Origin of the sequence: Cohaesibacter gelatinilyticus (assembly GCF_900215605.1) — a bacterium.
Lineage (GTDB): Bacteria > Pseudomonadota > Alphaproteobacteria > Rhizobiales > Cohaesibacteraceae > Cohaesibacter > Cohaesibacter gelatinilyticus.
The window spans coordinates 2,058,856-2,081,482 of the sequence record NZ_OBEL01000001.1 but is presented as its reverse complement, the minus strand read 5'-3'; the positions used below and the strand labels follow the sequence as shown (position 1 = coordinate 2,081,482).

Here is a 22,627-nt window from a genome sequence, read left to right as displayed (position 1 = left end):
CTATCTATTCCGGTTCATCGGAATTTGCAGAATTCAATCTGTGACCATCCAGATGTTGCTTCAGTCTGGATGCTTCATTTCTGGATTGCTGCTTTTCTTGTTTGCTGCGTCCATGTAAACGACGATTTTCGGTGGCTTTAACGTCTTTTTCAGTGCGTATCTTTGCCTTGCGGGCCTGCCGCAGATTGATGATTTCTGCCATGAAAGCCTCCTTGAAAGTCAGCTGATGACGTGATGGTGCGTGAGATATATCCGGTCGGGGGTTCACTTTTTGCGAAATGCATCCAGAGATACAACTTCTGCACCTTCCGGCTTTGCTTCGCTTTCACCTTTGTCACCATCTTTCTCTTCAACATTTTCTGCATCTTTGTTTTCGGCATTTGCAGCTGCCTGATCTTTGTCGTCCTTGGTACTTTTTGGCGATTCGCTTTTTTCTTCGTCAACGTCACCAATCACCGAGAGGATAATATCGTCCTGTTCTTCTTCAGAGATCAGATTTTCATCTTCTTCATCCTCGTCATATTCCTCTTCAACCTCGAACTGCAGTGAAAAATGCACGCTGGGATCAATGAAAGAAATGATGGAGGTATAAGGAATATAGAGCTTCTCCGGGATGCCGTCGAAAGACAGGCCGATTTCAACGGCAGTTTCACTGGTCTGCATATCCCAGAATTGGTGCTGTAGAACGATGGTCATATCCTTGGGATACTTGCCCAGTAATCTCGGGGAAATACGTACGCCAGGGGCTTGCGTATTGAAAGTGATATAAAAATGATGCTCTCCAGGAAGACCAGTGCCGGACACTTCGGTCAAAACCTTTTTGACCACACCGCGTAAGGCGTCTTGTGCCAGAATATCATAACGGATCAGGTCTTCGGACATGGAGTTCTCCCTTCACGGACCGCGGTTCCTGTATCATTCGCACGGACGGGCCCTAAGGTTTGGAAAATCAGTGGAGGCTTCTGTTGCCAGGTGCCTCCGAACCCCGCCTAGCCGAGCAAACCGACTAGGAGTTCAGTGGGTTACCGCACTGCTTAAGCAGCAGCGAGGCGTGACCCTGCATAGTTGTCGTTTGCAACTACAAAATTAGCCCGATAACGGTGGTACAATGCCGAGCAAAAACACAATTTTTACACCCTCGTCGATCCTATTTCGCCCCCATCATAAAAATCGCCAACTCTCTGATGGAGAAGACGGTTCTTATGGTGGAGGCGCCGGGTACCGCCCCCGGGTCCGATAGGCTTATTACAGAGGCCATTTATTGCCATAGTCACGTGAGTGACATTTTGAATATAGGGTGCGGCTTACGGGAAAGAAAGGGGGGGAATGAAAACCATCCACGATTTGAATTGGTTATTGCTGCGTCGAATCGGCTAAATAGCGAATATCCAATCCATGCTTTCAAGGAGCGATCATGCAGGCCTATCTCGATCTTATGCGTCATATATTGGAAAACGGCGTCGATAAGGGCGACCGCACCGGCACTGGTACACGCTCCGTTTTTGGCCATCAGATGCGATTTGATCTAAGTGACGGCTTCCCGTTGCTCACGACCAAAAAGCTGCATTTGCGTTCAATTATTCATGAGCTTTTGTGGTTTTTGGCTGGTGATACCAATATTGCTTATTTGAAAGATAACAAGGTTCGAATCTGGGATGAATGGGCCGATGAGAATGGTGATTTGGGGCCTGTTTATGGCCATCAATGGCGCAGCTGGCCTGCACGTGATGGCGGCACAATCGATCAGATCAGTCAGTTGGTGGGGCAGATCAAGACCAATCCCAATAGTCGTCGTTTGATGGTGACTGCGTGGAACCCGGCAGACGTCGAGCGGATGGCTTTGCCTCCTTGCCATTGCCTGTTCCAGTTCTATGTGGCGGATGGCAAGTTATCTTGCCAGCTCTACCAGCGTTCGGCTGATGTCTTTCTTGGCGTACCGTTCAATATTGCATCTTATGCCTTGTTGACCATGATGATTGCCCAGGTTTGCGACCTGAAACCTGGTGACTTCGTTCATACTCTGGGGGATGCACATCTCTATTCCAATCATTTCGAGCAAACGCGTTTGCAATTGACCCGTGATACCCGCTCTTTACCGAAAATGAGGCTCAATCCAGAGCGAAAAGATCTGTTTTCTTTCGTATATGAGGATTTTGAGTTGAGCGATTATGACCCGCATCCGCATATTGCCGGTGAGGTGGCCGTGTAATGGTGCAGGAAAATAGCCAGCCCAAAATAGTATTTCATTTTGCCGTGGCCGATAACGGGGTGATTGGCAAGGATAATGACATGCCCTGGCATGTCTCATCCGATTTGAAACGCTTCAAGGCTCTGACTATGGGAAAGCCGTTGTTGATGGGACGGCGTACTTTTGAAAGCATTGGGCGACCCTTGCCGGGGCGTGCGAATGTGGTCATTACCCGTGATGAGACTTTCTCTGCCAAAGGAATTCTGATTGCCTCATCCATTGAGAATGCGATGGAAATTTGTGAACAAGATGCCGATGTGAAGGGCGTTGACGAGATCGCAGTGATTGGCGGCGGGTCAATTTATAAAGCTCTTTGGGATCGGGCTGATCGTCTCTATGTCACCCATGTTCATGCAGAACCTGAAGGCGATACCTTTGTTCCAGATATTGATGAGCAGGTATGGAAGCAGATCTCCAAAGATGAAACGATGCAAGGGGAGCGGGATAGTGCGCCCATGACTTTTGCCATTTATGAGCGTCGATAGAGCGGGATTGGTTTTGTTATTTGCGTTCGGCTAGCTCTTTTTTCAGCTGGTCCTTGATTTCTGCTGGCAGATAAATGCAGTTCATGTCCAATAATGCGCCTTGCAGCGCCCACAACATCATGAGCGTGGTTTTTTGAGGATGGCGGGCCTTTAGCTCAAGATAGACATCGAGTATGTCATGCTTGCGCAGATCTTCTTCAGTATGAATCTCCAGCTCCTTCAACCATTTTTGACTTTGTGGCCCAAGATTCATCATTTCTCCCACCGAGCGTGAGTGAGGGGAAGGATTCGGATGATCGGCAGTTCTTTGATTGTGCATGATTGATGCTTGCTTTGGTTCTTTGGGAAGCCATTATTGTCGGGCAACTCCCTGCTGTGTTCAATATTGGGCTATTATTCACCAAAAGTGGCGAGTTTGTCCCTATTTCCTCTTGATTTTCATCTCGCTGCTCACCACTTTGTTTTCACGAACGAAATTTGCACAATGGCTCGAATGATGCTGCATGCCTTGTAACCGCTTCTTTACAACCGCGGATATAAAAGAGCACAAACATTTGGGTCAATTGGTTCCTAACATAAGGATAGACTATGCCTTGGAGCAATCAGAATGGCGGTGGCGGAGGCCCCTGGAAAGGTGGCGGTAACAATGGTGGACCTTGGGGACAAGGACCACAGAATTCCGGCCCCAATCCCCCAGATCTGGAAGATATGATCCGCAAAGGTCAAGAGCAGCTGAAACGTGCTTTTCCTGGCGGAGGCCAAGGTGGCGGTTCTCTTGGTGGCAAGGGCATTGGCCTGATTGCTATCGGTGCTGCAGCTTTGTGGCTGGCAACCGGCTTTTATACCGTCAAGGAAGGTGAGCTGGGTGTCGAGATGGTTCTTGGACAGCCTTTTGGCGTGTCAACCTCGGGTTTGAACTATAATCTGCCATATCCAGTTGGTCGTGCAGAGACCGTCAATGTGGATCAGATTCGCGATATCACCATTGGATCGCGTGAATTCACGTCCAATCGTGGCACCAGCCGTCGGGATGTACCCGAAGAAAGCTTGATGCTGACTGGTGATGAAAACATCATTGATGTGGACTTCAAGGTTCAGTGGAACATCAAGGATCCCGAGCAATATCTGTTCAATGTTGCCAGTCCTGATTTGGCTGTGAAACAGGTTGCAGAATCGGCAATGCGTGAAGTGGTGGGGCGGAACACCATGGATGAGATCCAGACTGGTGATCGTCCTGCTGTTCAGTTGGCCGCGCAGGAATTGACCCAGAAGATGTTGGATACTTATAAAGCTGGCATCAACATCATTCAGGTTCAGTTGCAGGATGTCGAGCCACCTGAACAAGTGATTGATGCGTTCCGCGATGTGCAGGCGGCGAAGGCCGATAATGTCCGTCTTCAGAACGAAGCACAGGCCTATGCCAACAAGATTGTGCCGGAAGCAGAAGGTCGTTCCGCACAGATTTTGGAAGCTGCAAACGCCTATCGTGAGCAGACTGTGGCTGAAGCTCGTGGTCAGGCAGATCGCTTTATGAAAGTTCTGGGCGAATATGAAAAAGCCCCGGATATCACTCGCAAGCGTTTGTATCTGGAGACCATGGAAAAAGTCATGGGTTCTTCTGACAAGATCATTCTGGATAACAAGGGCGGAGAAGGAAGTGGTGTTGTGCCATATCTGCCGCTTAATGAATTGACCAAGAAGGCGGGGAACTAAGCATGTCTGGTAAAGCTATTTTCAGTCTTTTTGTTGCCGGTCTTGTTGCGATTGGCGTTTATATGTCTGTCTTTATTGTTTATCCAATGGAGCAGGCTGTGATCACCCAGTTTGGCCGTATTGAAAAAGCGGTTGCTGATGCGGGTGTGTATTTCAAGATACCGTTCATTCAACGCGTGGAATATCTTGATAAGCGGGCGCGTTATCTGGAACAGTCCGAACGTGAGGTTATTGCCTCCGACAAAAAGCGTCTGGTGATCGATTCCTTCGCTCGCTACAAGATTACAGATCCAATCCTGTTCAAACAGAAAGCCAAAACCCTGATCAACCTCGAAGGTCAGTTGAACGGCTTCATGGATTCGTCTTTGCGTGATGGTGCGGCTGATCTGGATTTCCGTGATATTGTTCGTGACAAGCGTGATCAATTGGTGGAAGCGATTCGTGACTCGGTCAACATCAAGACCAAACGTCTGGGTGTTGAGCTGGTCGATTATCGTATTCGTCGTGCTGATCTGCCTCGCGAGAACTCCGATGCTGTTTATCGCCAGATGCAGACAGAGCGTCAGCAGGAAGCCAATGGTATTCGTGCCGATGGTGAGAAAGTTGCTCGTCAAATCCGGTCTCGTGCTGATCGCGATGCGACTGTGATCATCGCAAATGCCAAGCGTGACTCTGAAATCACTCGAGGTGAAGGCGATGCGGAACGGAATGCTATTTTCTCCGCTGCCTATGGTAAAAATGCAAGTTTCTTTGAGTTTTACCGTACCATGCAGGCATATGAACGCAGCCTCGCAAAAGGAGATACCCGTCTGGTTCTGTCTCCAGAGGGTGAATTCTTTGACTTCTTTGGCGGCGCGCAAAAACAATCTGCTCCTGCGGCGCAGTAAGGTCAGCAAAGGATAGGCTTTGATGACTGAGCTGGGCCTGGCAATCGGGCTGGTATTGGTTCTGGAGGGATTGATTTATGCAATTGCTCCAGACTCAATGAAGAGGATGATGGTCGAGATGTTGACCATCCCTTCTTCCAATCTGCGTCTTGGAGGTGTGATCGCCATGGCGTTGGGAGTTGTGATTGTCTGGCTGATCCGATCTTCATAAAAATGGGGCCTGCGGCTTAAATGAGCTGCAGGCCTTTTTGCGTGATGGTTCAAGCTTTGACCTTGCGAAATGCCCATTATTTGACGTGGGTTTGATCGGGATTTGAGTTGACTGACCTTTTTTCTGTCATTCAGACATGACACGATAGGGTGAAGGTAATATAGGATATTAAGTCTATGAGAAGCAGCTGCGATATCGATCACAATCGTTCGGTGGACAAGAAAGCTCTTTGGCTCGCACGTTGGGCGAGAACCACCATTGCTGCTATCGGACTTGGTTTTCTTGGCGCTGTATTTGTTGCTCCGGCCGTTGATGCTCATGAGACTGCGCGCGGACCGAAATCGGTGGCCGATCTGGCTGATCAGTTGATGGGAGCTGTGGTCAATATCTCGACCACGCAAGTGGTCGAAACACGGCGTGGTATTCCTATCCCCCAAGTGCCGGAAGGATCTCCGTTCCAAGAATTTTTCGAAGATTTTTTTGAAAAAGATGGAGCTACAAAAAAGCGCAAACAAAAGGTTCAATCTCTTGGTTCGGGTTTTGTGATTGATCCGTCCGGTTTGATTGTGACCAATAATCACGTCATCTCTGATGCTGATGAAATTTCGGTCAAGTTTTCAGATGGCAAACAGCTCATTGCCAGGATTCTGGGGCGTGATAGCAAGACCGATCTGGCCATTTTGAAAGTAGATAGCGACAAGCCTCTGCCAACTGTCAAATTTGGACCGTCGGAGACCATGCGGGTAGGGGATTGGGTTATGGCCATTGGTAACCCTTTTGGGTTGGGTGGTTCTGTTACCATCGGAATTGTGTCTGCCCGTAACCGCGATATCAATTCCGGACCTTATGACAATTTCATTCAAACGGATGCTGCGATCAATAGAGGCAATAGTGGTGGTCCATTGTTTGATATGCATGGCAATGTAGTCGGTATCAATACCGCGATTATTTCACCTACTGGTGGGTCAATTGGCCTTGGTTTTGCCATTCCTTCCGAGATTGCCCAGCATGTTCTGGATCAATTGAAGGAATATGGTGAGACGCGTCGTGGTTGGCTTGGTATTCGCATTCAACAGGTAACAGAAGATCTTGCTGAAGGGTTGGGGCTTGATGAAGTGCGTGGAGCATTGGTGTCCTGGGTGAACGAAGAAGGACCAGCTTATGCTGCCCAAATTCGTCCAGGTGATGTTGTGATTGGCTTTGACGGGCGTGACATTGATACCATTCGGGATCTGACCCGTATGGTTGCGGACACCAAGATCGGTCGCAAGGTTAAAGTTGTCATCATTCGCAAGGGCAAGAGGCAGACTTTGACTGTTAAAATCGGCCATCTTGAAGCGAGTGAAGATTTGCAGAGGTTGAGCAGAAAAGAACAATCCAGTCCCATACTATTGGGAATGAGTTTGACATCTCTTACGGAGGCAGAGCGTAAGAAACACGGTCTTGGAGCAACCGTTGAAGGGGTTGTGGTGGAAGCTGTGGAACCAGGTAGTCAGGCTGCTGAAAAGGGCATAGCTGCTGGCATGGTAATCGTGGAGATGGATCAGGAAATCGTCTCTACACCAGAAGATGTGGCCAAGCGGGTTCAAGCCCACAAAAGTGAAGGTAAGCAGACAATTCTCTTCTTGCTGGCGCGACCTGATGGTGGGGAGTTGGTGTTCGTCCCACTTCGATTGCCAAAGGAATAGATATCTGGACATGGATAAAAGAAAAGGGGCCGATTAGCCCCTTTTTAGGTCCGAGTTGAATCTTTCGCTCTATCAGTTGGTGACGAACTCTTCGGCTTTATATCCCTGTAGGAATAGCAACCCGGTCAGATCGCCATGATCGATGACGAAGCGAGCTTGAGCAGCGACAGCTGGTTTGGCATGCAAGGCCACTCCGGCTCCAGCGTCTTCAATCATCGCCAAATCGTTGGCACCGTCACCGACGGCCATTGACTGATTCAGATCGAGATTGAGCTCTTTCGCCAATTCATGAAGGCGTTGCCGCTTTGCGTCCTTGCCAAGGATCGGCATGCCAACTTCACCGGAGAGTGTCCCATTTTCCTCAATTAGCAGATTGGCGCGATCTTCATCAAAACCGAGTTCTGCTCGTACACGGCAAGTGAAGTGAGTGAAACCACCAGAAACCAATGCGCAATAAGCGCCATTGGCCTTCATGGTCTGGATCAAGGTCTTGCCACCTGGCGTGTAGGTGATACGGTTTTCAAACAGCTTGTCGACTACGGACAGATCCAGACCTTTGAGAAGGGCTACGCGCTCTTTCAAGGCTGGCTCAAAATCGATTTCTCCACGCATGGCACGAGCGGTGATAGAGGAGACACTATCTTTCAGGCCAACTTCATCAGCAAGCTCATCAATGCATTCCTGTTGGATCATGGTTGAATCCATATCAGCCAGCAGCAGCTGTTTGCGGCGCCCGTCAATCGGTTGCAGTGTCAAATCGACCGGAGTCCGAGCAAGGGCAATTTTGACTTCCGCCTGCAAATTGGCAAAGTCAGGGTGTTCTGGAATGATAAAATCAACTGCTACATCCTGCATAAGCCAGGAAATTGTGTGATCCACCTTGATGAGTGACTGAATTTTGGCCACAAGATCGGATGTGATGACTGGTCTGGCTGGTGCGCTGATGGCGGTCAGAACAAAAGACATGGAACCCCGCAATGCTCAGAATGCCATAGGCATCTGGCCTGGTTGATTGATTTGGCAAATGGACGAAAATGATGACCCACTCCATCCCTGATGCTGTGTTGATAGCGGGACCGACCGCCAGCGGCAAGTCTTCTTTGGCGTTGAGGATTGCGCAAATGGTTGATGGGGTGATTGTCAACGCTGATAGTATGCAGATCTATGACGGTTTGCAGATCCTGTCTGCACGTCCGTTCGAAGAGGAAATGTCGGGTGTTGAGCACCGGCTCTATGGGTATGTAGATCCAGGTGAGCGTTTTTCTGTGGGGCGTTGGCTGGATGATGCGGTGGCGCAGATCAAGGATATTCGTACCTCAGGTCGATGTCCTATTTTGGTCGGAGGGACAGGACTGTATTTCAAGGCCCTGTTGCAAGGTTTGAATGATATGCCGGATGTGCCTGCCGAGATCCGAGAATATTGGAAAGTAGAACAGGAACGGCTGGGCGAAGCCGAAGCCTTGCATGAGTTGTTGACCGAGCGAGATCCGGACATGGCTGCAATATTAAAGCCTGGCGACACACAGCGCATCTTGCGTGCATTGGAAATCTATGACGCAACGGGAAAGTCCTTGCTCTATTGGCAGGCGCAAAGTGCCATGCGCCATGATGTAAATGTTGTACAAGATGCGTGGCGGCTGGTCCTCTGTCCTCCTCGTGAAGTGGTATACAAAAAAATTGAGGATCGGTTTGATCAAATGGTTGAACTGGGAGGTATCGATGAGGCCAATCATATGTGCGCGCTCGGAATTGATCCAATCCTGCCAGCCATGAAGGCAATCGGGGTGGAACATCTCTCAAACCATAGCAAAGGTAAGATGACGCTTGATGAAGCCATCACTTTATGCAAGCGTGATACTCGGCGCTATGCCAAGCGGCAGATGACCTGGATCCGCAACCAGATGGGTGATTGGCCGGTGTTTGAGACCGCAAATGCTGCATTTGCTCATTTTGAAGCGCGGATGCAGCAAAATAGACGTGGAAATTAGCCTAAAGTCTGGTCTAATCGTTAAAAACCACGGCTTTATGACTTGACGAATTATTTGAAGCTCATTAGGTTGCTTCGCGAAATGAATGGAAACGAAAAGTCGATTATGCGAAATATTCTTGTCATTCTAGTGAGTAGGCGCGCTGCTGTGATGGTTGGGTAACCATTGCAAATAGTAGTGCGCATCTAGGGCCTCTGACGGGCCCTTTTTTATTGGCGCAAGAATGATAAGACATGTGGACTGTTGGCAGTTTTGAGGAATGGAATAAATGACACGGCAGATGACAGGCGCTGAAATGGTTATTCAAGCTCTGAAAGATCAGGGTGTTGACCATGTCTTTGGCTATCCCGGTGGGGCTGTTCTCCCGATTTATGATGAGATTTTCCAACAAGACGAGCTACAGCATATTCTGGTGCGCCACGAGCAGGGTGCAGGCCATGCCGCTGAGGGATATGCGCGCTCAACTGGCAAGGTTGGCGTGATGCTGGTGACTTCTGGTCCTGGTGCGACAAATGCTGTAACCGCCCTTGCTGACGCATTGCTTGATTCCATTCCTCTGGTCTGCATTACCGGTCAGGTTCCGACTGCTTTGATTGGCTCGGATGCGTTTCAGGAATGTGATACATCCGGGATTACCCGTCCTTGCACCAAACACAATTATCTGGTTCGCAATGTCGAGGAATTGTCCCGTGTTCTGCATGAGGCATTCTATGTCGCTCGTTCCGGCCGTCCAGGTCCTGTAGTAATTGATATTCCAAAGGATGTTCAGTTTGCGGAAGGTACCTATCATGGGCCAACAAATGTCAGTCACAAGACCTACCATCCTCAGGTAAAGGGTGATCTGGATAGCATTCGTTCCGCAGTGGATATGCTTATGGAGTCCAAGAAGCCGATCATTTATTCCGGTGGCGGTGTGATCAATTCTGGTCCGGAAGCCTGCCAAATGCTGCGTGAACTGGTTGCCTTGACCGGCGCCCCGATCACTTCAACTCTGATGGGGCTTGGTGCTTATCCTGGCACTGGTGACGAATGGCTCGGCATGTTGGGTATGCACGGCACTTATGAAGCGAACATGGCGATGCATGATTGTGATGTCATGTTGTGTATCGGTGCACGTTTTGATGATCGTATCACCGGCCGTCTGGATGCCTTCTCACCAAATTCAAAAAAGATCCATATTGATATTGATCCATCCTCGATCAACAAGATTGTTCGTGTGGACCTGCCAATCGTTGGTGATGTAGGCCATATTCTGGAAGACATGGTTCGTGTTTGGCGAGCCTCTGGCAAGACGCCAGACAAACAGGCGCAGGCTGACTGGTGGGAGCAGATCAAGATCTGGCGCAAGCGCGACTGTCTGGCTTATCGCCCGAACGACGATATCATAATGCCGCAATATGCCTTGCAACGCTTGAATGAGAAGATCAAAGGAAAGAATACCTATATCACTACCGAGGTTGGCCAGCATCAGATGTGGGCTGCCCAATATCTGCAGTTTGAAGATCCGAACCGTTGGATGACATCTGGTGGTCTTGGCACCATGGGCTATGGTTTCCCTGCCGCGGTTGGTGTTCAGGCAGCTCATCCTGATGCGTTGGTGATTGATATTGCGGGTGATGCTTCCATTCAGATGAATATTCAGGAATTGTCGACAGCCATTCAATATGGTCTGCCAGTCAAGGTTATGATCCTGAATAACGAATATATGGGCATGGTGCGTCAGTGGCAGCAATTGCTCCATGGTAACCGTCTGTCCAATTCCTATGTCGAAGCCCTGCCTGATTTTGTCAAACTGGCCGAAGCCTATGGTGCGAAAGGCATTGTATGCGACAAACCGAGTGAGCTGGATGCAGCGATTGATGAGATGATTGACTATGACGGTCCTGTTATTTTCGACTGTCGTGTAGCGAAACTGGCCAACTGCTTCCCGATGATTCCATCAGGTCGTGCCCATAACGATATGCTGATGTCTGATGAAGCAGAAGACGAAGACAAAATTGCAACTGCGATTGGCGATGCCGGCAAAAAGCTGGTTTGATCTGATCCCGACAATGACAAATTAAGAAGGAAGAAGCAGATGCAACAAGGTTCTGCCTATTTCATTGAAGAAGTCTCTACTGTTCAGGAAACGCATACGCTGTCGCTGTTGGTGGATAACGAGCCAGGTGTTCTGGCTCGCGTGATCGGTCTGTTTTCCGGTCGTGGTTATAATATCGATTCTTTGACGGTGTCCGAAACATCGCACGAAGATCATCTGTCGCGCATCACTATCGTGACAACGGCTACTCCCCAGGTACTGCAGCAGATCCGCTCTCAGCTGGGCCGACTGGTTCCGGTGCATGAAGTTGTGGATTTGACGGCCAATGGCCATAAGCCGTTGGAGCGTGAATTGGCGTTGGTCAAAGTGGCCAGCACAGGCGACAAACGCGTGGAAGCCTTACGCTTGGCGGATGCCTTCCGGGCAACCGTGATCGATGCAACGACTGATCATTTTGTTTTTGAGCTGACCGGGCGACAAAACAAGATTGAACAATTCATCAAAATCATGGAACCTCTGGGGCTTGTTGAAGTATGCCGCACTGGTGTGGTTGCTTTGCGGCGCGGCGCCGATAAAACCTGATTATCTGTGGTTTGATCGGATCAATCCTGTCAGGAGGGGATGCAAATGCAGACTCGTCTTAGTGTAAACGTGAATGCGGTCGCGATGCTGCGAAATCGTCGCGATCTGCCTTGGCCCAGTGTTGTCGGCATGGCGCGAATAGCACTTGAAGCAGGAGCAAAGGGCATTACCGTGCATCCTCGTCCTGATGAACGGCATATTCGCCGTCAGGATTCCCGTGATCTGATCACCATGATCCGTGAGGAGTTTCCGGGGAAGGAACTTTGTCTTGAGGGCTATCCTGATGAGGTCTTTCTGGCTTTGAATGAAGAGATCAAACCTGATCAGGTTCTGTTTGTGCCGGATGACCCGATGCAGAGCACTTCTGATCATGGTTGGGATTTTGAAGCCAATGAGGCTTTGCTCAAGAATGTTATTGCGCGCGTGAAACGCGCTGGCATTCGTGTGTCCCTCTTTGTGGATGCTGACCCAGCACAACCGGCCAAAGCCGCCAGAGTGGGGGCTGACCGGATTGAGATTTATACCGGTCCATATGGTGGTTGTTATGATGATCCGATCAAGGAAAAAGTTTGTCTGGATGATGTCGTGACAACGGCCGTGGCAGCTCGTGAAGCTGGCCTTGGTGTGAATGCAGGGCATGATCTGACACCAGATAATCTTCCTGCTCTGATAGAACGGGCACCATTCATCAATGAGGTTTCCATCGGGCACGGCTTTACAGCGGATGCCCTGATCCATGGATTTGTTGGGAGCGTGAAGCGTTTTCAGGCTGCCATGGGGGAAATTGACGAGTAACACCTCGCCAAGTGGCTGTTACAGCCGATTTTGGCAGACAATGACACAAATTTGGTCTTGACCTTGGGGCTTGCTTTCTTTAGCTCCAAGTCCAGACTTTGCGGTTTCGACCAATTGAATGGCCGATTGGGTAATTTTGTGACCTGACGCCAAGGGAAAAGGAAAAGATAATGCGCGTATATTACGATCGCGATGCAGATATCAATCTGATCAAAGGCAAGAATGTTGCTATTGTTGGTTATGGCTCTCAGGGCCACGCTCACGCTCTGAACCTGCGTGACTCTGGCGTTGCCAACCTGGCGATCGCTCTGCGTGAAGGCTCCGCAACTGCCAAGAAAGCTGAAGGCGAAGGCCTGAAAGTGATGACCGTTGCCGATGCAGCAAAGTGGGCTGACGTTGTCATGATGCTGACCCCGGATGAGCTGCAGGCTGACATCTATTACGAATCTTTGCATGGCAACATGAAAGAGAATGCTCTTCTTCTCTTCGCTCATGGTTTGAACGTGCATTTCAATCTGATCGAGCCTCGCGCTGACCTCGATGTTGCCATGGTTGCTCCCAAGGGCCCTGGCCACACCGTTCGCGGTGAATATCTGCGTGGTGGTGGTGTTCCTACCCTGATCGCGATTGCTCAGGATGCGACTGGCAATGCACATGATCTGTCCCTGTCTTATGCTTCTGCGAACGGTGGTGGTAAAGCTGGCGTGATCGAAACCTCTTTCAAAGAAGAGTGTGAAACCGATCTGTTTGGTGAGCAGGCTGTTCTTTGCGGTGGTGCTGTTGAACTGGTTCGCGCTGGTTTTGAAACTCTGACCGAAGCTGGTTATGCACCAGAAATGGCCTATTTCGAGTGCTTGCACGAGCTGAAGCTGATCGTTGATCTGATGTATGAAGGCGGTATCGCCAACATGAACTACTCTATTTCCAATACTGCGGAATATGGTGAGTATGTCACTGGTCCACGCATCATCACCCCAGAAACCAAAGCTGAGATGAAGCGTGTATTGACCGACATTCAGGACGGCACTTTTGTTCGCAACTGGATGCTGGAAAACAAGGTCAATCAGGCTTCCTTTAAAGCTGTTCGCGCGCGCAATGCGGCCCATCCAATTGAAGATGTTGGTGGCAAGCTGCGTGATATGATGCCTTGGATCAAGGAAAAAGCTCTGGTGGACAAAGACAAGAACTAAGTTTTTCTTTTCTTTGAGATTTATGAGCCTCGGTCTTGTGACCGGGGCTTTTTCTGTTTGTTAAGGCTTTGCTATCCCTGTTGCAGCTTGATGCATGTATTGAGTGGCATTTTATCGATTTCCATGTGCCGGGCGGGTGACATCCGGATTGATTTCTGGGAAGCTGGTCGGGATTTCTGTCGAATCCGATCGTTGATATTGAATTTTCTGACAATTTTGAGTTTGTATTACTGGAGGCAAGGATGACTGAGCGGCGCTATGTCATTTTGGATGTATTTACCGATGAAGGTCTGTCTGGCAATCCGCTTGCGGTGGTATTGGACAGTGAGGGTCTGTCGGATGAACGCATGCGAGCTATTGCTGCTGAGTTCAATTTGTCTGAAACCGTTTTTGTGTATCCTGCGCAAAACCCGACACATAGTGCTGCTTTGCGTATCTTCACACCTACCTCAGAGTTGCCGTTTGCAGGGCATCCGACTGTCGGTACGTCGGTATTGCTTGGGCTGGAGCGATTCCCTGACTGCAAGGATGAGCAGGATTGCATGATCTTGCTGGAGGAACAGGTCGGTCTTGTTCGTGCCGGTGTGAAGCTGATCGGCAAGCGACAGGGTGAGGCCTTTTTTGATGTTCCAAAGCTGTCTGAACCTTATTCGGCGGCGTTGGGAAGCAAGGATGAGATTGCGGCAGCTTTGGGGCTTCATATTACCGATATTGGCTTTGAAAATCATGTGCCAACAGCTTATAGCGCTGGTGTGCCTTTTGCCATGGTTCCTTTGAAAGATCTGGACGCCATGAAGCGAGCAGCGCCTGTTGCGGCCTCTTGGAATGTGGCTTTTGGCAACCATGCTCACAATAATGCCTATCTGTATACACGTGAGACACAGCGCCATGACAGTGATTTTCATGCACGCATGTTTGGTCCGAGCATGGGCATTGTTGAAGATGCGGCGACCGGCTCGGCTGCCGCGGCCTTTGCTGGTGTGATTTTTCACTTCGACAAGCCGGGGCAAGGTAGTCACCACTATGTGATTGAACAGGGTTTTGAAATGGGACGCCCTTCAATCATTCAGCTCGAGCTGGATGTTGATAACGGTGTGATGGTGCGAGAGCGGATTGGTGGTCGTGCCATTGTCGTTGGTCGTGGAGAATTGTATCTATGAGGTGATAGAATCTCAGAGGTTGGATATGAGAAGGCGCAAGATGAGTTCTTGCGCCTTTGTTGTTTGCATAAATCAGCGCTCTCTCAGTAAGTTTTGATGGGCTGAATTCTGTACTTACCCTGTTTATGGTATGTACGACCCAGGATTATGCAGCGTGGTGGTTTGGATTTCTTGACACGTCCACCATAGGAGGCGCATTCGCGAAAATTGCGAATGATGATCGGTTTGGAGTCCCTTTTGGGCTTGGCAACATTCTGAGGGAAATAGCGACCTTTCCAAAGACAGATACGCGGTCTGGCTTTGACAATTTTTCCACCCGCTTTAACACAGGAGCGGTAAGACGAAATCTTTGGCCGGGGAACAGGACGTTTCTTGGCGCGCGTACAATATGTCTCTCCATTCCAGCGAAGAAAATTGCCGCCATTGCGCAAACAAGCGCGCTGGTTTTTATAAGGCAGAAACTCGGTGCCGGGGGCAAAGGACAAGGCCTGAGCGGAAGATACATGCACCAGTGAAATGATCATCGTACCGAAGATTGCAGTTGCAATGGTGATGCCTTGTTTTAATGAAAATAGCTTGGTCATCCGGGAGAGGGATAAACTGAAAATCTGCATTTCATGTCTCATTCATTGGGGCAAATTGATCAATGGAATAGTTGCATCCGCATTGAGCCATTGCTTTTGGATGATTTTGTGGCGAAGCTGTCTTTTCCTCTCGCTCTAGTCTGGGAATAGTCATGAGCCTTGTTTTCTTTCATACCGCTCAGTCCAATGCTGATTTGTTTTCCAAAGAGCTGCAAAAGCGTGATTTACCGCCTGCGCGTCATATTGTGCGGGCTGATCTATTGAAGAAAGCTACTGAGGCAAGCGTCGAGAATGCGCAAGTCTGGGCTGCAATTGAAGAAGCAATGGTGGACGCAAAAGCACAAGGGGACAGTTTGATCTGTACTTGCTCTACCCTGGGTCCGGTGGCAGATGAGTTGGCGCGTCGTGGGGAAGATGCCGGGCGGAGTGATCATTTCTTGGCCAAAGCTTTTCTCTCTCATGCTCACGCCCAAAATCCACAAGGGCGCTGTGCCGTTGTGATTGTTGCTTCCAGCACACAAGCGGCGACGAAAGACTTGTTCCAACGGGTTCAGCAGGAGTTGGGGGCTTCAGGATTGACCATAGATATAATTCTGGTGGATGAACCATGGAAGCTGTTCATGGCAGGGGATCATCAGGGATATTTGCGAGAACTGGCCAAAGCTCTGGATATATTGGTTCCTGATAATCAGTATTATGAGTTTTTTGCATTGGCACAGGCATCCATGGCTGAGGCACTGGAATTGTGTGAGAATGAGGCTTGCCGTATGGTTTGGACTGTTCCGGGTGCATTTTGCGACCATTTGCTAGTCACGGTTCGCTAAAAGGTGCTGAAAATTTCAAAAAACACACTTGCCGGGATGTTTTCGATCCGTTAAGACTTTTGCTATCAGACTATGAGGGACGGTATATTACCTCCCATAGAGACGTGGGACGCATTCATGACCGCTCCAAAGAGCACAATTGGTCAAATTTCCATGGTTGAGCCAAAAGCTCCCATAGCGTCCGCACGTCCACTATCTGGCCTACTCCTACTTATTTGCCCCTGAGCACCGACAGGCATCGGCCTCGGCCGGCATGCGGGTACTTAGGGGATAAAACATCACAGACCTGACAGGACTTTTTGGGACTGAGGGATCTGGCGGATGAGATAAGGCCAGGCCCAGTCCAATTTTTGGGAACAATCCGATGACTGACAATATTGTAATTTTCGATACCACCTTGCGCGATGGGGAACAGTCTCCTGGTGCTTCCATGACGTTGGAAGAAAAAATCCAAGTCGCGCAGTTGCTGGACGAGATGGGTGTTGACGTAATCGAAGCGGGCTTTCCGATTGCCTCCAACGGTGACTTTGAAGCGGTCTCAGAGATTGCAAAGGTGGTGAAGAATTCCACTGTTTGTGGTTTGTCTCGTGCTGGTTCCAAAGATATTGATCGCGCTGGTGAAGCGATCAAGCATGCTGAAAAAGGCCGGATCCATACCTTCATTTCCACCAGCCCAGTGCATATGAAGTTCAAATTGCAGATGGAGCCGGATCGTGTTTATGAGAAGGTGATCGAGTCGGTCACTCGTGCGCGCAACTGGGTTGATGATGTGGAATGGTCTGCTGAAGACGGCACTCGTACCGAATTCGATTTCTTGTGCCGTTGCGTGGAAGCTGCGATCAATGCGGGTGCCACCACTATCAATATCCCTGATACTGTCGGTTATACAGCCCCTGAGGAAATTACCGAATTGTTCCGCCGCGTGATCGAGAATGTACCGAACTCTGACAAAGCCATTTTCTCCGCTCACTGTCACAATGATTTGGGCATGGCGGTTGCCAACTCGCTGGCAGCTGCAAAGGGTGGTGCGCGTCAGATTGAATGTACCATCAATGGTTTGGGCGAGCGTGCCGGTAATGCGGCCCTGGAAGAGATCGTCATGGCGATCCGTACCCGTAATGACATCTTCCCATATGAAACCAATATCAATAGCCGTTTGTTGACCCGCGCTTCCAAGCTGGTCTCTGCGGTTTCCGCTTTTCCGGTTCAATATAACAAGGCGATTGTCGGTAAGAATGCCTTTGCTCATGAATCAGGCATTCATCAGGATGGCATGCTGAAGAATGCTGAAACCTATGAAATCATGAAGCCGGAAGATGTAGGCGTAGGTGGTACCGATTTGGTGATGGGTAAGCATTCTGGTCGTCATGCCTTCCGTGATAAGTTGGCGGAATTGGGTTATGAGCTGGGCGACAATGCCTTGCAGGATGCATTCAATCGCTTCAAGGATTTGGCTGACCGCAAGAAACATATCTTTGACGAAGATATCGAAGCCTTGGTTGATGACGAAGTCTCGGGTGCTTCTGAAACAGTGAAAGTGATTGCGTTGACCGTGATTGCGGGCACCGGTGGCCTGCAGAAAGCAATTGTGACATTGGATATGGATGGTGAGCATATTACCAAGGAAGCAACGGGCGATGGCCCGGTTGATGCCACCTTCAATGCGATCAAGCAGATCTTCCCGCACGAAGCGACTTTGCAGCTGTATCAGGTAAGTGCTGTGACGGAGGGAACTGACGCACAGGCTGAAGTGTCCACTCGTTTGACTGAAAATGGCAAGACCGTTACAGGGCGCTCTGCGGACACCGACACCATGGTTGCCTCAGCCAAGGCTTATGTCTCTGCGCTGAACAAATTGGTGACCCGACGCGAGAAAAACATGCCAGCCGATGAGCTGACAGTTTAAGTGAATTTGCTTGCGACGAAGCGAATTGAGGGAGGTCTTCTGACCTCCCTTTTGTGTTTAGGGGATCAAGATGATGTGATCTCAATCCCTGATCTCGAAATGAATGGTGAAGGATTTAGTGCTCGTCAAACAGGTGTCGTTGGCCGACGGTTTGGCGATATAATTGATTGTTGAGTGATGAAGCTGAATTTTCTGGAAAATTTTACAATCAGGAATCATGAGATGATTGTAAATCAGAAAGGGCGCTTTCAATGAATGAAAGCGCCCTTGCATGTTTCGATTGAAAGGGAAATAAGTCAGGCTGCCTGTATTTCCTTCAGGAATTGTTCGATTTTTGAACCCAGTAGCTGATTTTGCTCAGCTGAGGATCTTGAAGCGGAAAGGACCTGATTGGCTGATTGATGTGTATCGGTCACTGAACCGTTCACTGTTTCCATTCTCTGGGTTACGAGGGATGTGCCTTCCGAAGCCTGTTGAACATTGCTGCTGATTTCGATTGTTGCGGACCCTTGCTGCTCGACAGCAGCGGCAATTGAGTTGGTATAATCGTTTACCTCGTTCATGGTCTCGGTGATTTTGGCGATCGCCGAAACAGCATCCTTGGATGAGGTTTGAATATCGGTAACCTGATTGGAAATTTCTTCCGTTGCCTTGGATGTCTGGTTTGCCAATTCCTTTACTTCAGCAGCTACGACGGCGAAACCCTTGCCCATTTCACCGGCCCGAGCTGCTTCGATGGTCGCATTAAGAGCAAGCAAATTGGTCTGTTCGGCGATATCTTGAATCAGATTGACGACTTCACCAATTTTCTGGGCCGCCACATCAAGGCTTGCCACTTTTTCATTGGTTTGTCTGGCTTCATCAGTTGTCGTGGAAACAACGGCTTGGGTTTGTCCAAGCTGGCGAGAAATCTCTTCGATTGATGCCGCAAGTTCTTCGGCAGCAGAGGCAACAGCCTGAACATTGCTGGCTGCTTCATGAGAGATATTTGCAGCGTCTGTGGTCTGTTCGGATGTGTTTTCTGCTATCTCACTGAGTTTTTGGGCCGTGGTCTCCATGGTTTGCGAGTTTTCGCCTGTAACATTGAGCACTGACTGAATATTGCTATCGAATTCCGAGATGATGGTTTTCAGCTTGTCTTCACGTTCCACGCGCTGTCTGTCAGTATCGGATTTCTGGCTTTCCAGATCACGGCGCTGTTCATTGTGTTCATTCAAGATCAGGATGGAGTGAGCCATATCACCAATTTCATCTTTGCGATCCTGATAGGGGATACCTTCTGTTGGCTTGTCTTGGGCAATAGCATTGAGGATACCGGTCATGACCGGCAACGGGGCCATCATCTTGCGTGTTGCGACAAGGGCAAGGGCCAGAATTACTATGGCAACAAGAGTTGCCCAAAAAGCCAAACCGGTCGTGATTTCGCTCAGGATTGCTTCCACTTGCTGACGTTCGATCCCTACATAGAGGATTCCGATTGGCTGATTGGCATCAGAGAAAATAGGCTGATAAAGCGTGTAATATGATTTGCCCAGAATAACGGCCTCACCAACAAAGGTTTTACCCGCAGTGACAACCGGATATACGGCGCCTTTCTGGCCGAGTGGGGTGCCAATTGCACGTTTGCCATCGTTTTTCTTGATGTTAGTTGTTTTGCGCCAGAAATCTTTTGTTTTCTCATCCCACGCAAAGACCGTTGCTGTTTCTCCGGTGATGCTTCCTACTCGGTCTATCAGTTCATGTGAAGTGAATTCTGGTATGCTACTCATGGCAATTTTTTCGATTTCGCCATTCGCTTTTCTGGAAACTGTGAGACCTTCCATTGCAGTTTCAAATATTTGTGCGGCGACACGAATGCTTAGCGACTGTTTGGCGATAACATCCTGTTTCACTTTATCGCTGATTTCAAACCATGTTACTGTTGCTAATGACGCCATTGAGAATAAAACTGAGACAATGATTAGAAGCGTCGTTTTTGTTGTTAACTTGATATTTTGCAGTGCGTTCATTTTCTGACTCCCAATATTGTCATAATGGCGAACGGCCGTCTAAATTATGAATATTGTCTTTGCTCTTGATTTGATTTTAGGCGTAATCTTTTAAAATATATTAATCATGCCTGTTTATTTGTTTTCAATTTGAAATTACTATGTATTTTCAATATTATTGGGTTGTTTTGGTTGTATTTTAAATCATAGGTGGTGCGATTTTTCTATCTCATGTTATGTCATCTACTCGCATCCATGAAATTTTCTTGGAAAGAAATATCGTCAGATTAAGCCGGGCGATTTAGCCAACAAACTGGTTGGCAAGGATATGATACATGGCGATGTTGAATATATGGGACCGTAGATTTCAGATAAACTCCGTAAGGGGTGGAAAGCAGACGCCATTGCGGTTGAGGATTTATGTCTCGGTGGTGAGTTCAGACCACTTTAGTAGATGAGACTGGCATTGTTGGCAGTCAGAGCTACCAAACCCGGACACAGGATGATGGAAGTTTGGGAGAGCTTGCAAGTGGGTGATCAGAGCGCACTCACAAGCATTCATCCATGCCCAACCATAGCGATGGGTGGCTTTGGTTGTCAGTTGATCGATATGCCAGCGTCGGGACTTGTCTTTTGCGAGATGTCTTGACAGACGTGCACGCAATCCCCCCGGACCATTGGCGCTGCCCGCATAAACATACCAACCAGGTGACAGTATGCACTTTGTCGGTTTTGCAAGGCGCGTATTGTGTTTCAGATATATCCAAACCAGATAGCTTCCCGATTTATCAGGACAATGTGATTTGTTGCGCCAATATCCTGTGAAATCGGGCTCGTCGAACCCGAGATCTGAAGGGGAAGGAAGGGTTATATCAAGTCGTTTTGGCATGGATGAATAGGCGGTGAAAACCTGCATAAAAGTATTGGGAATTATGCAGTTTTGAGCGTTGATTTGATCTGGTTCAAGGTGTGATTGCAGGAATGATTGCAAACTTGTTTATATAATCCAAGGGAGAAGATTTCATGTCTCATGTACCGCACGAATTGCACGACGAATTCCCCGAGTATGAGCAAAAACTGCATGATCTCAAAGTGAATGATGCGCATTTTGCCAAGCTCTCTGACGAGTATCATGAAGTGAACCGCGAGATCCATCGTATCGAATCTGAAGTTGAGCCGACTTCTGATGTTTATCTTGAAGATCAGAAGAAGAAGCGTCTTATGCTTCTGGATCAGATTTCAAACATGTTGCATGCCTGATCTTCAAGATAAAGGTTTGTTGTTTTATTGGGAATCAGCCTTCAGAAATGGAGGCTGATTTTTTGTTGTCTTGTAGTTTCTGTTTGTTCAGTTTTGCATCTCTGTGAATGATATAGAGAGTTGAAGCAAAGATCAGACCAGCGCCCAGCCAAACATTCAGCTCTGGCCATTCGCCAAACAACACCCAGCCCCACAGAATGGCATAGACAAGGCGCATATAGTCCAGTGGTGCCATGGCAGCAGCTTCTCCTGCCTTGAAGCCTCTTACCATTGCCCATTGTGCGATTACGCTCATAAGGCCGATAATTCCGATCATGGCCAGTTCTTCCATGGTCGGTGGGATCCAGAAATAGATCATGGGGATGATCAGCGCCAAACCAACCAGCAATGCTTGATAAGTGACCATAAGGGCGGGGATTTCATTGCGAGACTGAATACGGATCAAAATCACATTCATGGCAACTGCAGCAGCGGCTAAGATACCCAGGAGTACTTCCTGTGAAATGGAGAAATTTTCACCAGGGTTGGCCACTATCAGAACACCAGCAAAGCCGGTGACCATGGCAAGGCTTCTTCGCAAGCCGATGGTTTCACCCAAAATCAGGATAGCAAACAGCACAACGAAGAAAGAGCGTGTAAAGCCAATGGTGGTTGCCATAGCAAGAGGTAGATAGATCACGGACGTGAAACCCGCCAAAATACCGATCAATGCCAAGGAAGATCGCAGAATCTGCAGCTTGGGCCTATTCAGTCGCCAACTTTGATGTCTAAGTGCGAAAAGGGCTGGTGTCAGGGCCAGAATGATGACGAATTGACGTATGCCAATGATCTGCGTGACGTGTAGGCGCTGCCCGATCAATTTGATCAAAGCGGTGGCAATGCCAAAGCATAAAGTTGCGAGCAGCAAAAAGAGTGCTCCCTGAGTGTCATCAGGAAGTGCGGAAATCTTCTGATCGAATGCCTGAAGGGCGTGGCGGATCATATGGGAGGCCAATACAGGTGAGGAAGGGATAGTCGTTTATGGCATTCCCAATCCAGTCTGTCATGGAGAATTTTCCCAAGAGGAGAAAAAGCTTGTCA

The 22,627-nt window shown here is 48.8% G+C and carries 23 protein-coding genes and 1 other RNA gene; 15 read left to right on the top strand and 9 right to left on the bottom strand.

The genetic code is table 11. The annotated features are described in order from the left end of the window. Nucleotides 1-4: 4 nt before the first annotated feature. The 3 genes from CRO57_RS09485 to ssrA form a co-directional block, all read right to left on the bottom strand. Nucleotides 5-202: a DUF4169 family protein gene (locus CRO57_RS09485; RefSeq protein ID WP_097153009.1), complete on the bottom strand. Its 198-nt coding sequence runs from the start codon at nt 200-202 to the stop codon at nt 5-7. 62 nt (nt 203-264) lie between these two features. Then, nucleotides 265-882, bottom strand: coding sequence for an SspB family protein (locus tag CRO57_RS09480; protein WP_097153008.1), 618 nt, complete (start codon nt 880-882; stop codon nt 265-267). 69 nt (nt 883-951) lie between these two features. Further along, nucleotides 952-1,322, bottom strand: a transfer-messenger RNA (tmRNA) gene (ssrA, locus tag CRO57_RS09475). A gap of 92 nt (nt 1,323-1,414) precedes the next feature. Between ssrA and CRO57_RS09470 the strand changes: the two genes are divergently transcribed. Both CRO57_RS09470 and CRO57_RS09465 read left to right on the top strand, forming a co-directional pair. After that, the gene (locus tag CRO57_RS09470; protein ID WP_097153007.1) at nt 1,415-2,209 is read left to right on the top strand and encodes a thymidylate synthase; all 795 of its coding nucleotides are present in this window, start codon (nt 1,415-1,417) and stop codon (nt 2,207-2,209) included. Continuing rightward, complete coding sequence (locus CRO57_RS09465; protein ID WP_097153006.1) at nt 2,209-2,733, top strand: dihydrofolate reductase; 525 nt, start codon at nt 2,209-2,211, stop codon at nt 2,731-2,733. Before CRO57_RS09470 ends, CRO57_RS09465 begins: the two co-directional genes overlap by 1 nt. A gap of 16 nt (nt 2,734-2,749) precedes the next feature. Here the strand turns inward: CRO57_RS09465 and CRO57_RS09460 are convergent, their stop codons facing one another. Continuing rightward, entirely contained in the window at nt 2,750-2,989 is a 240-nt protein-coding gene (locus tag CRO57_RS09460; protein WP_170956008.1) for a TfoX/Sxy family DNA transformation protein, read from the bottom strand. A gap of 332 nt (nt 2,990-3,321) precedes the next feature. On the opposite strand from CRO57_RS09460, the gene hflK reads away from it, so the two are divergent. From hflK to CRO57_RS09440, 4 genes are all read left to right on the top strand, one after another. Further along, nucleotides 3,322-4,446: an FtsH protease activity modulator HflK gene (gene hflK, locus CRO57_RS09455; protein ID WP_097153004.1), complete on the top strand. Its 1,125-nt coding sequence runs from the start codon at nt 3,322-3,324 to the stop codon at nt 4,444-4,446. Nucleotides 4,447-4,448: 2 nt separating this feature from the next. Next, complete coding sequence (hflC, locus tag CRO57_RS09450) at nt 4,449-5,333, top strand: protease modulator HflC (RefSeq protein ID WP_097153003.1); 885 nt, start codon at nt 4,449-4,451, stop codon at nt 5,331-5,333. Nucleotides 5,334-5,355: 22 nt separating this feature from the next. Further along, nucleotides 5,356-5,544 carry a DUF2065 domain-containing protein gene (locus CRO57_RS09445; protein WP_097153002.1) on the top strand — a complete coding sequence of 63 codons (189 nt, stop codon included), beginning with the start codon at nt 5,356-5,358 and terminating at the stop codon, nt 5,542-5,544. A gap of 176 nt (nt 5,545-5,720) precedes the next feature. Next, nucleotides 5,721-7,232 (top strand): Do family serine endopeptidase, encoded by a 1,512-nt coding sequence (locus CRO57_RS09440; RefSeq protein WP_097153001.1) that lies wholly within the window; start codon nt 5,721-5,723, stop codon nt 7,230-7,232. A 72-nt stretch (nt 7,233-7,304) separates the two neighbouring features. Here CRO57_RS09440 and serB read toward each other — a convergent pair whose 3' ends face one another. Next, nucleotides 7,305-8,198: a phosphoserine phosphatase SerB gene (gene serB / locus CRO57_RS09435; RefSeq protein ID WP_097153000.1), complete on the bottom strand. Its 894-nt coding sequence runs from the start codon at nt 8,196-8,198 to the stop codon at nt 7,305-7,307. Nucleotides 8,199-8,269: 71 nt separating this feature from the next. Between serB and miaA the strand changes: the two genes are divergently transcribed. From miaA to CRO57_RS09405, 6 genes are all read left to right on the top strand, one after another. Continuing rightward, nucleotides 8,270-9,220 carry a tRNA (adenosine(37)-N6)-dimethylallyltransferase MiaA gene (gene miaA, locus CRO57_RS09430; protein ID WP_342068276.1) on the top strand — a complete coding sequence of 317 codons (951 nt, stop codon included), beginning with the start codon at nt 8,270-8,272 and terminating at the stop codon, nt 9,218-9,220. A gap of 268 nt (nt 9,221-9,488) precedes the next feature. Next, nucleotides 9,489-11,258, top strand: a complete 1,770-nt coding sequence (locus CRO57_RS09425) for an acetolactate synthase 3 large subunit (protein WP_244580042.1) — start codon at nt 9,489-9,491, stop codon at nt 11,256-11,258. A gap of 39 nt (nt 11,259-11,297) precedes the next feature. Continuing rightward, the gene (gene ilvN / locus CRO57_RS09420; protein WP_097152998.1) at nt 11,298-11,840 is read left to right on the top strand and encodes an acetolactate synthase small subunit; all 543 of its coding nucleotides are present in this window, start codon (nt 11,298-11,300) and stop codon (nt 11,838-11,840) included. Between the two features lie 39 nt (nt 11,841-11,879). Then, on the top strand, nt 11,880-12,635 hold the full coding sequence (locus tag CRO57_RS09415; RefSeq protein WP_097152997.1) for a pyridoxine 5'-phosphate synthase: 756 nt from the start codon (nt 11,880-11,882) through the stop codon (nt 12,633-12,635). Between the two features lie 170 nt (nt 12,636-12,805). Then, a complete protein-coding gene (gene ilvC / locus CRO57_RS09410) occupies nt 12,806-13,825 on the top strand; it encodes a ketol-acid reductoisomerase (protein ID WP_097152996.1) in 1,020 nt (339 codons plus the stop codon). 242 nt (nt 13,826-14,067) lie between these two features. Next, on the top strand, nt 14,068-14,985 hold the full coding sequence (locus tag CRO57_RS09405; protein ID WP_097152995.1) for a PhzF family phenazine biosynthesis protein: 918 nt from the start codon (nt 14,068-14,070) through the stop codon (nt 14,983-14,985). A gap of 83 nt (nt 14,986-15,068) precedes the next feature. On the opposite strand, the gene CRO57_RS09400 is transcribed toward CRO57_RS09405, so the two are convergent. Next, nucleotides 15,069-15,599: a hypothetical protein gene (locus CRO57_RS09400; RefSeq protein ID WP_097152994.1), complete on the bottom strand. Its 531-nt coding sequence runs from the start codon at nt 15,597-15,599 to the stop codon at nt 15,069-15,071. Between the two features lie 122 nt (nt 15,600-15,721). Here CRO57_RS09400 and CRO57_RS09395 point away from each other — a divergent pair, with 122 nt between their 5' ends. Further along, nucleotides 15,722-16,393 carry a hypothetical protein gene (locus CRO57_RS09395; protein WP_097152993.1) on the top strand — a complete coding sequence of 224 codons (672 nt, stop codon included), beginning with the start codon at nt 15,722-15,724 and terminating at the stop codon, nt 16,391-16,393. Between the two features lie 364 nt (nt 16,394-16,757). Beyond that, nucleotides 16,758-18,299 carry a 2-isopropylmalate synthase gene (locus CRO57_RS09390; protein ID WP_097152992.1) on the top strand — a complete coding sequence of 514 codons (1,542 nt, stop codon included), beginning with the start codon at nt 16,758-16,760 and terminating at the stop codon, nt 18,297-18,299. Between the two features lie 296 nt (nt 18,300-18,595). On the opposite strand, the gene CRO57_RS09380 is transcribed toward CRO57_RS09390, so the two are convergent. Continuing rightward, complete coding sequence (locus CRO57_RS09380) at nt 18,596-20,308, bottom strand: methyl-accepting chemotaxis protein (protein ID WP_097152990.1); 1,713 nt, start codon at nt 20,306-20,308, stop codon at nt 18,596-18,598. 397 nt (nt 20,309-20,705) lie between these two features. Next, complete coding sequence (locus tag CRO57_RS25365) at nt 20,706-21,176, bottom strand: GIY-YIG nuclease family protein (protein WP_170956007.1); 471 nt, start codon at nt 21,174-21,176, stop codon at nt 20,706-20,708. A 134-nt stretch (nt 21,177-21,310) separates the two neighbouring features. On the opposite strand from CRO57_RS25365, the gene CRO57_RS09370 reads away from it, so the two are divergent. After that, on the top strand, nt 21,311-21,547 hold the full coding sequence (locus CRO57_RS09370; protein WP_097152988.1) for an HP1242/YdcH family protein: 237 nt from the start codon (nt 21,311-21,313) through the stop codon (nt 21,545-21,547). A 34-nt stretch (nt 21,548-21,581) separates the two neighbouring features. On the opposite strand, the gene CRO57_RS09365 is transcribed toward CRO57_RS09370, so the two are convergent. Further along, nucleotides 21,582-22,529 carry a DMT family transporter gene (locus tag CRO57_RS09365; RefSeq protein ID WP_141401211.1) on the bottom strand — a complete coding sequence of 316 codons (948 nt, stop codon included), beginning with the start codon at nt 22,527-22,529 and terminating at the stop codon, nt 21,582-21,584. Between the last annotated feature and the right edge of the window lie 98 nt (nt 22,530-22,627).